The sequence below is a fragment of the Mesorhizobium sp. RCAM 05099 genome, from assembly GCF_059683685.1.
Genome location: NZ_CM185035.1, coordinates 3903665 through 3917919, shown reverse-complemented (window position 1 = coordinate 3917919; position 14255 = coordinate 3903665). Strand labels below are relative to the sequence as shown.

Below are 14255 nucleotides of genomic sequence, written 5' to 3'. Positions count from 1 at the left end.
GCCATCAAGCGTTACCAAGCGGAGAATCAGGCATGGCTTCGGCTGCTGAACAACTAGCCTCGAATCTGAATTTCTCGGCCTTCGCCAAGGCGGAGGACCTGAAGAAACGCATCTGGTTCACCATCGGCGCGTTGCTCGTCTATCGACTCGGCACTTATATTCCGCTTCCCGGCATCAATCCCGACGCCTTCGCGCAGGCCTTCTCCTCGCAGAGCAAGGGTGTGCTCGGCATGTTCAACATGTTCGCCGGCGGTGCCGTGCAGCGCATGGCGATCTTCGCGCTGGGCATCATGCCGTACATTTCCGCCTCCATCATCATGCAGCTGATGACCTCGGTCATCCCGTCGCTGGAAGCGCTGAAGAAGGAAGGCGAGCAGGGCCGTAAGGTCATCAATCAGTACACGCGCTACGGCACCGTGCTTTTGGCGCTGGTTCAGGCCTATGGCATTTCGGTGGGCCTGGAGAACGGCAACGGCATCGTCAATGATCCCGGCATGTTCTTCCGCCTCTCGACCGTCGTCACGCTGGTCGGCGGCACCATGTTCCTGATGTGGCTCGGCGAGCAGATCACCGCGCGCGGCATCGGCAACGGCATTTCGCTGATCATCTTCTCCGGCATCGTCGCCGGCCTGCCGCGCGCCATTTCCGGCACGCTGGAGCTTGGCCGCACCGGCGCCTTGTCGACCGGCCTCATCCTGGCGATCATCGTCCTGGCCATCGTCGTCATCGCCCTCATTGTGTTCTTCGAACGTGCCCAGCGCCGCCTGCTGATCCAGTATCCGAAGCGTCAGGTCGGCAACCGCATGTTCCAGGGCGACACCTCGCATCTGCCGCTGAAGCTCAATACATCAGGCGTCATTCCGCCGATCTTCGCCTCCTCGCTGCTGTTGCTGCCGGCCACCGTTGCCGGCTTCTCGCAGACGACCAACATGCCGGCCTGGGCGAGCACCATCCTGGCTTCGCTCGGCCACGGTCAGCCGCTCTACATGGCATTCTATGCGGCGATGATCGTGTTCTTCGCCTTCTTCTATACTGCGATTGTCTTCAACCCGAAGGACACCGCCGATCAGCTCAAGAAGCATTCGGGCTTCATCCCGGGCTATCGCCCGGGCGAGCGCACCGCCGATTATATCGATTACGTTCTCACCCGCATCACCGTCGTCGGCGCCATCTATCTGGTGCTGGTGTGCCTGCTGCCGGAGTTCCTGATCTCGGCGACTGGCGTACCATTCTACCTTGGTGGCACATCGCTTCTGATCGTGGTCAGTGTCACGCTCGATACGGTTGCGCAGATTCAGGGACACCTGATCGCGCACCAGTATGAAGGCCTGATCAAGAAGTCGAAGCTGCGCGGGGGGAAGAAAGCCAGATGAGGTTGATTTTGCTTGGGCCGCCAGGGGCGGGCAAGGGGACACAAGCACAAAGACTGGTAGAAAAACACGGCATACCCCAGCTTTCGACGGGCGACATGCTGCGTGCTGCCGTCCAGGCCGGTACCGAAGTCGGTAAGCGCGCCAAGGCGGTGATGGATGCCGGTGAACTGGTGTCCGATGCCATCGTTAATGCGATCGTCGCCGAGCGTATCGATCAGGCCGATTGCGCGAAGGGGTTCATCCTCGACGGATACCCGCGAACCCTGGTTCAGGCGGACGCGGTGGAAGCAATGCTTTCGGATCGTTCCCAGGGCCTGGATGCCGTTGTCGAACTTGTCGTCGACGACAAGGCGCTGGTTGGTCGAATCGTCAAGCGCGCCAATGAGGCACAGGCCGCCGGTCTGCCCGTACGCAAGGACGATAATCCGGCCGTCTTCGAGGAACGCCTGAGAGAGTACTACAAGAAGACGTCGCCGCTGATTGGCTACTATTATGCCAAGGGCAAGCTCAGGAGCGTCGACGGCATGGCCGACATCGATCAGGTGACGGAGCAGATCGAGGCAGTGCTCAAGGCGGCAACGCGGCGAAATTAACGATTGCGCTTGACGGGAGCGGTTCGCTGCGGTATGGCGGCCCGTCTTCCTATCAGGCATGGGCTTTGCTTGTCCGCAAGGGCAAGGCAGCCGCTTTGAACTGGAAACTCCCGCATGGGCCGGCCTCCACCGGACGCGGGGCAACTTAAGATAGCGCCGGTTCGTCCGGCCCACATGGAGAAGAGAAGAACATGGCTCGTATAGCCGGCGTTAACATTCCGACCAACAAGCGCGTCGTCATCGCGCTTCAGTACATTCATGGCATCGGCAAGAAGTTCGCCCAGGAGATCGTCGACAAGGTCGGCATCCCGGCCGAACGTCGCGTCAATCAGCTGACCGACGCGGAAGTGCTGCAGATCCGCGAAACGATCGACCGCGACTATCAGGTCGAGGGCGACCTGCGCCGCGAAGTGTCGATGAACATCAAGCGGCTCATGGACCTCGGCTGCTACCGCGGCCTGCGTCACCGCCGTTCGCTGCCGGTTCGCGGCCAGCGCACGCATACCAATGCGCGCACCCGCAAGGGCCCGGCCAAGTCGATCGCCGGCAAGAAGAAGTAAGTTTCGGACGGCTTGTCCGTCTCGCCCGGCAGCTTCGGCTGCCGGTTGCGTTTTCCCGGCAACTGAAAAACGGGAAGGGTGGAGCCGCTGGCATTACGGCGGTGTAGAGATCAACTGAAAGGACTATCATGGCCAAGGAAGCCGCTCGTGTTCGCCGTCGCGAACGCAAGAATATCTCGTCGGGCGTTGCCCACGTCAATTCGACCTTCAACAACACGATGATCACCATCACCGACGCGCAGGGCAATTCGATTGCCTGGTCGTCGGCCGGTGCCCAGGGCTTCAAGGGTTCGCGCAAGTCGACCCCGTTTGCCGCCCAGATGGCTGCCGAGGACGTTGCCAAGAAGGCCCAGGAACACGGCATGCGCATGCTCGAAGTCGAGGTCTGCGGACCCGGCTCCGGTCGTGAATCGGCGCTGCGCGCCCTGCAGGCGGCCGGCTTCACCATCACCTCGATCCGTGATGTGACGCCGATCCCGCACAATGGTTGCCGACCGCGCAAGAAGCGCCGCGTCTAAGAAATTACCGAACGCCGCGCGAACGCCAAGAGCGTTCCTCCGCGGTATTCCAGGTCGCCCGCCACGATTGGATGGTGGCGGGTCAACGGAAGGAAAGCATCATGATCCAGAAAAATTGGCAGGAACTGATCAAGCCGAACAAGATCGAGTTCTCGTCGAAGAAGAAGACACTGACCACTCTGGTCGCCGAGCCGCTCGAGCGCGGCTTTGGCCTCACGCTGGGCAACGCGCTGCGTCGCGTGCTTCTGTCTTCGCTGCGCGGTGCGGCTGTTACCGCCGTGCAGATCGACGGTGTTCTGCATGAATTCTCGTCCATCGCCGGTGTGCGCGAGGACGTGACCGACATCGTCTTGAACATCAAGGAAATCGCCATCCGCATGGAAGGCGATGGCCCCAAGCGCATGGTCGTTCGCAAGCAGGGACCGGGTGCGGTTCTCGCCGGCGACATCCAGACGGTTGGCGACGTCGAGATCCTCAACCCCGACCACGTCATCTGCACGCTGGACGAAGGCGCTGAAATCCGCATGGAATTCACCGTCGACACCGGCAAGGGCTACGTGCCGGCAGACCGCAACCGCGCCGAGGACGCGCCGATCGGCCTCATCCCGGTCGACAGCCTCTATTCGCCGGTCAAGAAGGTCTCCTACAAGGTCGAGAACACCCGCGAGGGCCAGGTTCTCGACTATGACAAGCTGACCATGACGATCGAGACCGATGGTTCGATCACCGGCGAGGACGCGGTGGCTTTCGCCGCTCGCATCCTGCAGGACCAGCTTGGTCTGTTCGTCAACTTCGACGAGCCGCAGAAGGAAGTCGCCGCCGAAGCCGTCACCGAGCTCGCCTTCAACCCGGCGCTGCTCAAGAAGGTCGACGAGCTCGAGCTTTCGGTGCGTTCGGCCAACTGCCTGAAGAACGACAACATCGTCTATATCGGCGACCTGATCCAGAAGACCGAAGCCGAGATGCTGCGCACCCCGAACTTCGGCCGCAAGTCGCTGAACGAGATCAAGGAAGTGCTGGCGGCGATGGGCCTGCACCTCGGCATGGAAGTGCCGGACTGGCCGCCGGAAAACATCGAAGACCTCGCCAAGCGTTACGAAGATCAGTATTGAGGCTGAGGCCTCTCGAACCCGCAATGAAGGAGAAGAGCCATGCGCCACGGATTTAAGGGCCGCCGGTTCGCCCGCAGCATAAGCCACCGCAAGTCGATGTTCGCCAACCTGGCGGTGTCGCTCATCGAGCACGAGCAGATCCTCACCACCCTGCCGAAGGCGAAGGACCTGCGTCCGATCGTCGAGAAGCTGGTGACGCTGGGCAAGCGCGGCGACCTGCACGCCCGCCGCCAGGTGATCGCGCAGATCGGCAACGAAGGCGTCGTCAAGCGCCTGTTCGACACCATCGCCCCGCGCTACGCCACCCGCAACGGCGGCTATTTGCGCATCATGAAGGCGGGCTTCCGCCACGGCGACAACGCCGCGATGGCGGTCATCGAATTCGTCGACCGCGACACCTCGGCCAAGGGCGCCGGCGACCGCGCCCGCATCGAGGCGGAAGGCACCGACGAGGAAGCCGCGGCCGCATAAGGCTCGGCTTTTGCTAGAGAGTTCAAAGGGGCCTGCGGGCCCCTTTTGTTTTCTTGAAGCGGCAATTTGCGGCGAACCGGATTTCTTGCCAGGAACCGAGGGCCTTTTGGCTGAAATATTCGGATTTCAGGGGCTTAGCCTTTCATTTTGCACAATCGTCGGGACAATGCGCCCGAACTCGCCTTGGAGGATTCGCGAATGCGCGCCAAAAGACTGTCCCTTGTTCTGCTCTGCGCCATGCTGGCGTTCGCAGCCGCGCCGGCAGTCAGGCAGGCTCTTGCCGAGGATGCCCCCAAGGCTGACCCGGGTCTCTCCGACGTCCTGACCGACCTGCTGCACGGCGTGGAAGGCGAGAACACCACATCGGGGCCTGACAAGCGCGTGCCCTTCGGCCGCGAGGAGGTGCAACTGTCGTTCGCGCCGCTGGTCAAGCAGACGGCGCCCGCCGTGGTCAATGTCTATGCCTCGCAGACGGCCAAGGTCACGTCGCCTTTTGAAGGCGACCCGTTCTTCGAGGAGTTTTTCGGCCGCGCGCAGCCGCGGGCGCAGTCTTCGCTTGGCTCGGGCGTGCTTGTCGATCCAAGCGGCGTCATCGTCACCAATTTTCACGTCATCAAGGACGCCGACGAGGTCAAGGTGGCGACCGCCGATGGGCGCGAATTCACCAGCAAGGTGATGCTGAAAGATGAGACGCTCGATCTTGCCGTGCTCAAGATCGAGTCCGACAAGCCGTTTCCCGTCATCGCCATCGGCGATTCCGATGCGCTCGAGGTCGGCGACCTGGTGCTGGCCATCGGCAATCCCTTCGGCGTCGGACAGACCACGACGAGCGGCATCGTTTCGGCGCTTGCCCGCAGCCATATCGGCGTTTCGGATTCGGGCTATTTCATCCAGACCGATGCCGCCATCAATCCCGGCAATTCCGGTGGTGCGCTGATCAACATGGGCGGCCAGCTGGTCGGCATCAACACCGCCATCTACAGCCGCAGCGGTGGCTCGATCGGCATCGGCTTTGCCATCCCCGCCAATATGGTGCGGGCTTTTGCCGATGCCGCCAAGGCCGGCCTCGATTTCTTCGAGCGGCCCTATATCGGCGCCGAGTTCGAAGCGGTGACGCCGCAGATCGCCGAATCGCTTGCCATGGAGAAGCCGACCGGCGCGCTGGTGTCTTCGGTCGACGCGGCGGGCCCGGCGGGCAAGGCCGGGCTGAAGCCGGGCGATGTCGTGCTGCAGATCAACGGCAAGCCTGTCGAGAGCATCGAGGCGCTGGACTATCGCATGGCGACGCTGTCGATCGGTACCAAGGCCAACTTCGCGATCCTGACCAAGGGACAACAAGCAGCGATGGACATCGCGCTCGAGCGCGCGCCGGAAGGTGCAAAAGCCTCGGAAGTGACGCTGCATGGCCGCAGCCCATTCTCCGGCGCCAAGGTCGCGGAACTGTCACCGCGGCTCGCCCAGAAGCTCGGCCTGCGCACCGACCTCAAAGGCGTGACGGTGATCGACATCAACCGCGATTCCCCGGCCGCCGATTTCGGCTTCCAGCCCGGCGACATCGTGCGTGAGGTGAACGGCACGACCATCGATACAGCGGCAACGTTGGCGCAGGTCGCCCAGCAGGATACGCGCTGGTGGCGCTTTACCGTCGAGCGCGGCGGGCAGATACTGCGTCAGGTGTTGCGTTATTAGAGCACGGGCCCGTGCAATCGGGCTCATGCTGCTCCAACCAAAAAGAAGTGCATGGCCGATCTGTTCAGCGTCGACGAACCGGAAAAGGCACCGCCCGGGCGGCCGCTGGCCGACAGGCTGCGGCCAAGAAACCTCGGTGAGGTCGTCGGCCAGGAACATCTGACCGGCCCTGACGGTGCGCTGACCCGTCTGATCGGCTCCGGTTCGCTCGGCTCGATGATCTTCTGGGGACCGCCCGGCACCGGCAAGACCACGGTGGCACGGTTGCTTGCCGGCGAAACAAGCCTCGCCTTCGAGCAGATATCGGCGGTGTTCTCCGGCGTCGCCGACCTGAAGAAGGTGTTCGAAGCAGCCAAGCTGCGCCGCGCCAACGGCCGCCAGACCTTGTTGTTCGTCGACGAGATTCACCGCTTCAACCGTGCGCAGCAGGATGGCTTCCTGCCGGTCATGGAAGACGGCACCGTCGTGCTCGTCGGTGCCACCACCGAAAATCCGTCCTTCGAACTGAACGCGGCTCTTTTGTCACGCGCGCGTGTGCTGGTCTTTCACTCGCTCGGCGAGGAGAGCATTGCCAAGCTTATGGCGCGGGCGGAGGAAATCGAGGGCAGGGCGCTGCCGCTCGATGACGAGGCGAAGGCGATGCTCATCCGCATGAGCGATGGCGACGGCCGCGCGTCGCTGACACTAGCCGAAGAGGTCTGGCGCGCCGCCAAGCCAGGCGAGATATTCAATGCCGAGGGGCTGCAGCGCATCGTCCAGCGCCGCGCGCCGATCTACGACAAGGGCCAGGACGGTCACTACAATCTGATCTCGGCGCTGCACAAATCGGTGCGTGGCTCCGATCCAGACGCCGCGCTCTACTATCTTGCGCGTATGTTCGATGCCGGCGAGGATCCGCTCTATCTCGGCCGCCGGCTGGTGCGCATGGCGATGGAGGATATCGGCCTTGCCGATCCGCAGGCGCTGGTCGTCGCCAACGCCGCCAAGGACGCCTACGACTATCTCGGCTCGCCCGAGGGCGAACTCGCCTTCGCCGAGGCCACCGTCTATCTCGCCACCGCGCCCAAATCCAACGCCGTCTACACCGCCTTCAAGGCGGCCACGCGTGCCGCCAAGGAATACGGCTCGCTGCTGCCGCCCAAGCACATCCTCAACGCGCCGACCAAGCTGATGAAAGAGGAGGACTACGGCGCCGGCTATCGCTACGACCATGACCAGCCGGATGCCTTTTCGGGCCAGGATTATTTCCCCGAAAAGATGGGCCGCCAGACCTTCTATGATCCGCCTGAACGCGGTTTCGAGCGCGACATCAGGAAGCGGCTCGACTACTGGGCAAAGCTGCGCAAAGAGCGGGAATAGCAGGCTTGCGTGGCCCGGTCGTCGTCACGCTTCAAAACGAGGCTTCGCCATGGGGCATTTCAACCTCGGTTGTTCTCCACACGCTATTGGCCGCGACGCTGGCACTTATGCCGCTGCCAAAGAGGCCGAAACGGCTGGATGAGGAGCGGGTGTCGGTCGACATTCTGACGCCGCAGCAATTCGAGGCCGCGACAAGGCCGCCGCCGGCGCCAGCACCGCCTTCGGCGCTCGAGGCACAAGCGCCGGCACCGGCACGAACACCATCGCCGAGTGCTCCTCAATCTCAACCGCCCAGCGCACCGGCCATGATCCGGCCGACCGAAATGCTGTCGGCCAAGACGCTCGCCGATCCACGCAGCCGCCAGGCGCTCGCCGATCTCGCGACCTTCGCTTCCGACGAGCGCATGGTGCAATTGTGCAATCTCGAGGCGATGGATCAGATTCGCCGATGGCGTGCGGATTTTCAGCCAGAGCAGGTCGTGCCCTATGCAACGGCGGAGGAGAAGATCACCGGCACGACGATCGCCGCCAACGGCGCTGCCTTTCGCAGCCGCAGGAACTGGTACGGCCTGAAGTTCAAATGCCAACTGGCGCATGATGGCGAAAGCGTCGTCGGCTTTGAGTTTCTGGTTGGCGATCCCGTGGCCAGGGAAAAATGGGACGAACTCGGCTTGCCGGCGGTGCATTGACCGATATCGGCTCTACCCGGCTGACCACCCGCAACGCCAAGGGGCGTTGTGTGGCGACCCAAAAAACCTTATCAAGGCGCGCGGCCGGGGCGGTGGTCGCTGCCACGATTTGGCGCTACTCTTTCGCAACAGGATCGCGCTCCGCGCGTGCAAAAATGACAAAAACCCTTCGCAAAACCCTTCGCAAATTCGCCATTGCTATTCCGCTTCTTGCCCTCGGCTTCTATTTCATTCCGATCCTGACGACGATCTTCATCGTCCTCGGCCTCATCGATGTCCTGCGCAACGACCGCAAGGATATGTCGCTGTTCAGCGGCTATTTCCTTGGCAACGGCCTGTTCACCTGGCTGCTTTCGCCGTTCAACCTGCTGGTCGATCTCCTGTGCTACAGGAACCCCGGCGTGTGGAAGCTGGAGCAGTTCCCGGAGGATTATCAGCGCGAGGTCAACGAGGTTCTGGACGTCTTCAAGGCGCGCAAGGACGAGATCATCGCCGACATCGACGCCAATTTTGGCGCCGGCCGGCGCGGCATGTATGTCTACCAGTGGTACGGCAAGCACAAGATCGACAACGTCGCCGAGTTCAACAAGGATTTCAAATACATAAAGACCATCGCCGTTTCCGTCTTCAGCAAGCGTGAATCGACGTCCTGGCACTTCGGCCCGCTGCGGCTCAGCCTGCGTATTCTCTACAACCTGATTCCGGTGAAATCGGAAATCTTCGTCGAATGCGGCAACGTCAAGAATTACTGGTACGACAATCCGCTGTTCATCTTCGACGACACGCTGCTGCACCGCTCGGTCAACGAATATGACGGGCGGCGCTACTGCGTGTTCATGGACATCATTCGCCCGTCCCCGGTCCCCGGGCTCATTGCGGGCCTTCTTGCCCTAGTCTCGGTGAGCGTCGAGCGCATCAATTCGATGTTCTACAAGAACTGGAAGATGATCGGTTCGACCAAGCCCAAAAAGGTCGGAACCCCCTGACCTGAGATTCGTCGACGCTGCCGGCCCTGTCGGCAGCGTTTTGGCGTGCCTTGCATGTGCTGTCTGGCCATCTTTTGCCGGCTGCTCATGCACTGCCCACAAGCCTCGATATGCCAAAAGCCCGTTTGGAAACTCTATCCCTGCGATTGTCCTTTGAAGGCGCGCTCGACGCTTGCGACGCCCCTGCGTTCAAGTTTTGATCCCATTCAAGCCCTCAACAATTTATCGTATGAATCCCGTGGGGATTCCTGTTCGCCTGAACGGCTCTCGGCTGTATCAGCGTTAGTTCCGGTTTGACCTCGACAGTTCTGTTTCTTCCCACTCTTGGCGGCCTCAAGTGACAACGAACAAGACCCTCGGATTCTGGGCGAGAACTTACATATGCAGCGCGTTGCTTGGTGTTGCTTTAGCGGCAATCTATATAAAAATTGAAGATTCCGTCTATTACTGGGATTTCGCTGGCTATTTCGATAGGTTCAACGAGCAGGGCGCGCTCTTGGCTGAGGCGCCTGTTCAGTGGCTGAGCCAGTTGAAGACCTCTATCGCGACGGAAGATTACAGTGCGGCGATTTTGGCGCCTCTGATGCCGTTTCACATATTTTTTGGCGGCTCCAGGCTTTCATATGTCGCCGGGATAGTCGCGGTTTACCTGGTCCCGACAGCTCTTTTCATGGGAAGAATGAGCTATCTGGAGGCGGTCTACGAGACATCTCCACCCCGAAGCTGGCCCGCCGTGTGGATCGCGGCCTGTCTCTACACCCCGTTCTGGGCGGCGACGCTTCGTGGGTTGCCAGATGTTGCCGGTTGTTTGGCGCTTGTCGCGGCAACTTGTTTTCTTTGGAAGTCAAAGCTTCTGACCCGTGAACCAGTGATCAGCGGAATATGCGTTGGCGCGTGCCTGTGGTTGGCATTCATGCTGCGCCGCTGGTACGCCTACAGTGTCATAGGTGTCGGAATTTCCGCAGCCTTGTTCTGTTTGTTGAATGTTGCAAAATATCGGAACTACCCGGATCTGCGAAAAGCGTTATTGGGCGGTGTGTGTGCAATTTTCGTTATTATCGGGTCCGCATGGAGTTTTCAGTTACCGTTGATCGCCAAGATTCTAGGAACCAGCTATGGGGACATTTACGCCGGATACAGGACGAATTTCGTCTCCCAGCTTGACCAGGTAGGATCCAGGCTCAGCTATGTAAATTGGCTATTGATCGTATTTGGCCTTTATATTTCTGTGACACGTCGCAACGGTTTTTCTTTGTTCTGTGCCGTTGCCTCGGCACTCACGTTTTTCCTCTTTACCCGGACGCAGGATCCGGACCGTCACCATTCAATGCCAATGTTTCTTTGGCTCTTTCCTGCATACGCCCAAGCAATTGTTGCGATCGTTTCGATGCCGGCGCTGAAATCACGATGGTCGACCGTCGTCATAGCCATTGCCGCTGCTTTTGCTTTTTTTGGCACTTTCTTTCCGATCGGTCGTCAACTGCTGTCGCCGATCGGCTACGTTTTTGCCAGGGAAGCCACGCTTCCTCTGCACCTTGACAATCTTTCTGAATACCGGCGCCTTGTTGATGACCTTGTTAGAAAAATGGCACCTGGTGACCATTTTTCAGTGTTCGCCTCAGGTTCGATCATGAGCGACTCGCTGTTGTTTGAAATGAAAAAGGACGTTTATCCCTACATAGTCTGGTCTTGCCAGGTAGACAGTCGTGATAAATTCAGGCCGGAAACTTTGAAATCCAAATACATTGTTGTAACCGATCCTCCCGTGACTCATTTGCAGTCGGGTGCGCAGATCTGTACCACGCTACCGGCCCAACACATCGTCGAAGGGAAAGGCATCGGTGCCGCATATAAGCGAGTCGAGGCATACCAGTTGTCCGGCGGCGTCAACGGTTACCTCTATGAGCAAGTGCGCCCGGTCAGCAAAACCGAAATCGATGCCCTTTACGGCGAGTTCAGAAAAAAATACCCGGGCTGGACGACGTCTGGGTGGTGACGATCATGTTGGTTGCGCTTGGGCAAGGCTCGATCGGCTACTCTCAGCGAATGGTCTTGAACCAACGTCTTATAGCGCGATCGGGCCTTGTTCCTCTACAACTCGACGCAGCGGATGTATCTCAACAGATATAACGCTACTGTGAGTTGGAAGCGACATTCGCCTTGGGAGGATAGGTGAGCGGACAGCAGCCGACCGGCCATCATGCGGATTTCATACAGGCATCCATCGCCAGCCGCGATGCGGCCCGCTCGGCGCTGGTCGCTTCCTGGCGGCGTTCGCTTGCATTGCATGGTCTCGATCCGGCCGAGCGCAAGGCGCCACGACGCTTGACCGAGGGCGAGCTGAACGAAGCAAGGCAGCGTATGGAGCCATTGCGTCGTGCCGCCGATGCGAGCCTCGACCGGTTGTATCTGGCTGTCGGCGGTGTCGGTTGCTGTGTGCTGCTTGCCGATCGCAATGGCATCCCGGTCGAACGCCGTGGCGCAGTCGCGGACGACGACACGTTCGACGAGTGGGGGCTATGGACGGGCACCGTCTGGAGTGAGGACTCCGAGGGTACCAACGGCATCGGCACATGCCTTGCCGATCAGCGTGCGCTGACCATTCACCGGGACCAGCATTTCTTTTCACGCAACACGCTGCTCAGCTGCACCACCGCGCCGATCTATGACCACGAAGGCAATCTGGCGGCCGCGCTCGATGTCTCGTCGTGCAGGTCGGACCTGACCGAAGGCTTTGTCGGCCTGATCGCCATCGCGGTCGGCGATGCCGCGCGCCGTATCGAGGCCGAGAATTTTCGCCTGTCTTTTCCCAATGCCCGCATTCTGCTTGCCTCGGCGGCGGAGCGAGGCGCCGGCGCGCTGATCGCGGTCAATGGCGATGATCTCGTGGTCGGCGCTACGCGCTCCGCGCGGCTGGCCCTCGGTATCACACAGCAGGCGCTCGCCAAGGGGCTGCCGGCAGCCGACATCCTTGGCGGCTCGGCCAACACTGCCGAAGACCTGGATGAAGCGGAGCGCGGCGTGGTTCAGCGCGCCATCGCGCGCGCCGAAGGCAATGTTTCGGCCGCCGCCAGCAATCTTGGAATTTCGCGGGCTACCTTGCACCGCAAGCTTGCCCGCTTCGGCATCCGCCGTCCACATTGACCTTTGAGGCCCGCGACTGTCGCAGTTCTGCGACAGTTGGCGTCGGCCAGTGCTGGACCTGGGCTGACAAGTCCGACCTCATCGGCAACTCTTCCCTCCGACACGCCGCATCCCGTGGCGTTGCTTCTTGGGAGGAAGACGATGAACAAGGTAGAATTTTCCCGCACGGCCAAGGTTCCCTTCGCCAAGCGCTACGACAACTTTATCGGCGGCAAATGGGTCGCTCCGCTTTCCGGAAAATACTTTGAAAACATCTCGCCGGTGAACGGCCGGCCGCTGGGCGAGGTTGCCTGGTCCGACGCCGGGGACATCGAGGCGGCACTCGATGCCGCGCACAAGGCCAAGGATGCCTGGGGCAAGACAAGTGCCGCCGCCCGTGCGCTGATCCTCAACCGCATCGCCGACCGCATGGAGGACAATCTCGATCTTCTGGCGCTCGCCGAGACCTGGGACAACGGCAAGCCGATACGCGAGACGACCGCCGCCGATCTGCCACTGGCCATCGATCATTTCCGCTATTTCGCCAGCGCGGTACGCAGCCAGGAGGGCGGCATCTCCGAGATCGACAACGACACCGTCGCCTATCATTTTCATGAGCCGCTTGGCGTTGTCGGCCAGATCATTCCCTGGAACTTCCCCTTGCTGATGGCGGTGTGGAAGCTGGCGCCGACGCTTGCCGCCGGCAATTGCGTCGTCCTCAAGCCAGCCGAGCAGACGCCCGCCACCATCATGCTGTGGGCGGATCTGGTTGGCGACCTGTTGCCGGATGGCGTGCTCAACATCGTCAACGGCTTTGGCCTCGAGGCCGGCAAGCCGCTCGCCTCGTCGAACCGCATTGCCAAGATCGCCTTCACCGGCGAGACGACGACCGGCAGGTTGATCTCGCAATATGCCAGCCAGAATCTCATCCCGGTAACGTTGGAGCTCGGCGGCAAGTCGCCCAACATCTTCTTCCAGGACGTAACCGCCGAGGACGACGACTTCTTCGACAAGGCGATCGAAGGTTTCGTCATGTTCGCCCTCAACCAGGGTGAGGTCTGCACCTGCCCGAGCCGGGCGCTGGTGCATGAGAAGATCTACGACAAGTTCATGGAGCGTGCGCTGAAGCGCGTCGAGGCGATCGTCCAGGGCGATCCGCTTGATCCGGCAACGATGATCGGTGCGCAGGCGTCGAGTGAACAGCTGGAGAAGATCCTAAGCTACTTCGACATCGGCCGTCAGGAAGGTGCCGAAGTGCTGACCGGTGGCGAGCGGAACCACCTCCCGGGCGATCTGGCAGGCGGCTACTACGTCAAGCCGACCGTGTTCAAGGGGCACAACAAGATGCGGGTCTTCCAGGAGGAGATCTTCGGACCGGTGGTCTCGGTGACGACCTTCAAGGATGACGATGAGGCACTGTCGATCGCCAACGACACGCTCTACGGCCTTGGCGCCGGCATCTGGAGCCGTGACGCGAACCGCTGCTACCGCTTCGGCCGCGCCATCCAGGCTGGCCGCGTCTGGACGAATTGCTATCATGCCTATCCTGCGCATGCGGCGTTTGGCGGCTACAAGCAATCGGGCATTGGTCGGGAAAACCACAAGATGATGCTCGACCATTATCAGCAGACCAAGAACATGCTGGTCAGCTACAGCCCGAAGAAGCTCGGTTTCTTCTGATCACCTCCCGAGCCAGCGCATGATCCTGTCGCAAGGATCATGCGCGACCTCCACAAGAGGCGCGGCTTTCATCGCCGCGCCGCGGTCCCTTGTGGAGGAGCA

The 14255-nt window shown here is 60.9% G+C and carries 13 protein-coding genes; all 13 read left to right on the top strand.

Annotation, left to right across the window (positions count from 1 at the left end; genetic code table 11):
* The first annotated feature begins 32 nt into the window (after positions 1–32).
* The 13 genes from secY (at position 33) to adh (ending at position 14153) form a co-directional block, all read left to right on the top strand.
* Complete coding sequence (secY, locus tag AC56QQ_RS19195) at positions 33–1373, top strand: preprotein translocase subunit SecY (protein WP_091584616.1); 1341 nt, start codon at positions 33–35, stop codon at positions 1371–1373.
* Complete coding sequence (locus AC56QQ_RS19190; RefSeq protein ID WP_497123032.1) at positions 1370–1966, top strand: adenylate kinase; 597 nt, start codon at positions 1370–1372, stop codon at positions 1964–1966. The genes secY and AC56QQ_RS19190 overlap by 4 nt, the downstream gene beginning before the upstream one ends.
* Before the next feature lie 191 nt (positions 1967–2157).
* A complete protein-coding gene (gene rpsM / locus AC56QQ_RS19185) occupies positions 2158–2526 on the top strand; it encodes a 30S ribosomal protein S13 (protein WP_006205445.1) in 369 nt (122 codons plus the stop codon).
* 128 nt (positions 2527–2654) lie between these two features.
* Positions 2655–3044 carry a 30S ribosomal protein S11 gene (gene rpsK, locus AC56QQ_RS19180; protein WP_006205444.1) on the top strand — a complete coding sequence of 130 codons (390 nt, stop codon included), beginning with the start codon at positions 2655–2657 and terminating at the stop codon, positions 3042–3044.
* A gap of 101 nt (positions 3045–3145) precedes the next feature.
* Positions 3146–4156, top strand: coding sequence for a DNA-directed RNA polymerase subunit alpha (locus AC56QQ_RS19175; RefSeq protein WP_013531438.1), 1011 nt, complete (start codon positions 3146–3148; stop codon positions 4154–4156).
* 39 nt (positions 4157–4195) lie between these two features.
* Positions 4196–4627: a 50S ribosomal protein L17 gene (rplQ, locus tag AC56QQ_RS19170; RefSeq protein ID WP_023799277.1), complete on the top strand. Its 432-nt coding sequence runs from the start codon at positions 4196–4198 to the stop codon at positions 4625–4627.
* Between the two features lie 198 nt (positions 4628–4825).
* The gene (locus tag AC56QQ_RS19165) at positions 4826–6316 is read left to right on the top strand and encodes a DegQ family serine endoprotease (RefSeq protein ID WP_091584622.1); all 1491 of its coding nucleotides are present in this window, start codon (positions 4826–4828) and stop codon (positions 6314–6316) included.
* Positions 6317–6367: 51 nt separating this feature from the next.
* Positions 6368–7675, top strand: coding sequence for a replication-associated recombination protein A (locus AC56QQ_RS19160; RefSeq protein WP_497123031.1), 1308 nt, complete (start codon positions 6368–6370; stop codon positions 7673–7675).
* A 5-nt stretch (positions 7676–7680) separates the two neighbouring features.
* Positions 7681–8364, top strand: coding sequence for a DUF930 domain-containing protein (locus AC56QQ_RS19155; protein WP_497123030.1), 684 nt, complete (start codon positions 7681–7683; stop codon positions 8362–8364).
* A 155-nt stretch (positions 8365–8519) separates the two neighbouring features.
* Positions 8520–9350, top strand: a complete 831-nt coding sequence (locus AC56QQ_RS19150) for an aspartyl/asparaginyl beta-hydroxylase domain-containing protein (RefSeq protein ID WP_489861234.1) — start codon at positions 8520–8522, stop codon at positions 9348–9350.
* 337 nt (positions 9351–9687) lie between these two features.
* Positions 9688–11346, top strand: coding sequence for a hypothetical protein (locus tag AC56QQ_RS19145; protein WP_497123029.1), 1659 nt, complete (start codon positions 9688–9690; stop codon positions 11344–11346).
* A 176-nt stretch (positions 11347–11522) separates the two neighbouring features.
* Positions 11523–12494: a helix-turn-helix domain-containing protein gene (locus tag AC56QQ_RS19140; RefSeq protein WP_497123028.1), complete on the top strand. Its 972-nt coding sequence runs from the start codon at positions 11523–11525 to the stop codon at positions 12492–12494.
* Between the two features lie 141 nt (positions 12495–12635).
* Positions 12636–14153 carry an aldehyde dehydrogenase gene (gene adh, locus AC56QQ_RS19135; RefSeq protein ID WP_497123027.1) on the top strand — a complete coding sequence of 506 codons (1518 nt, stop codon included), beginning with the start codon at positions 12636–12638 and terminating at the stop codon, positions 14151–14153.
* Positions 14154–14255 lie beyond the last annotated feature (102 nt).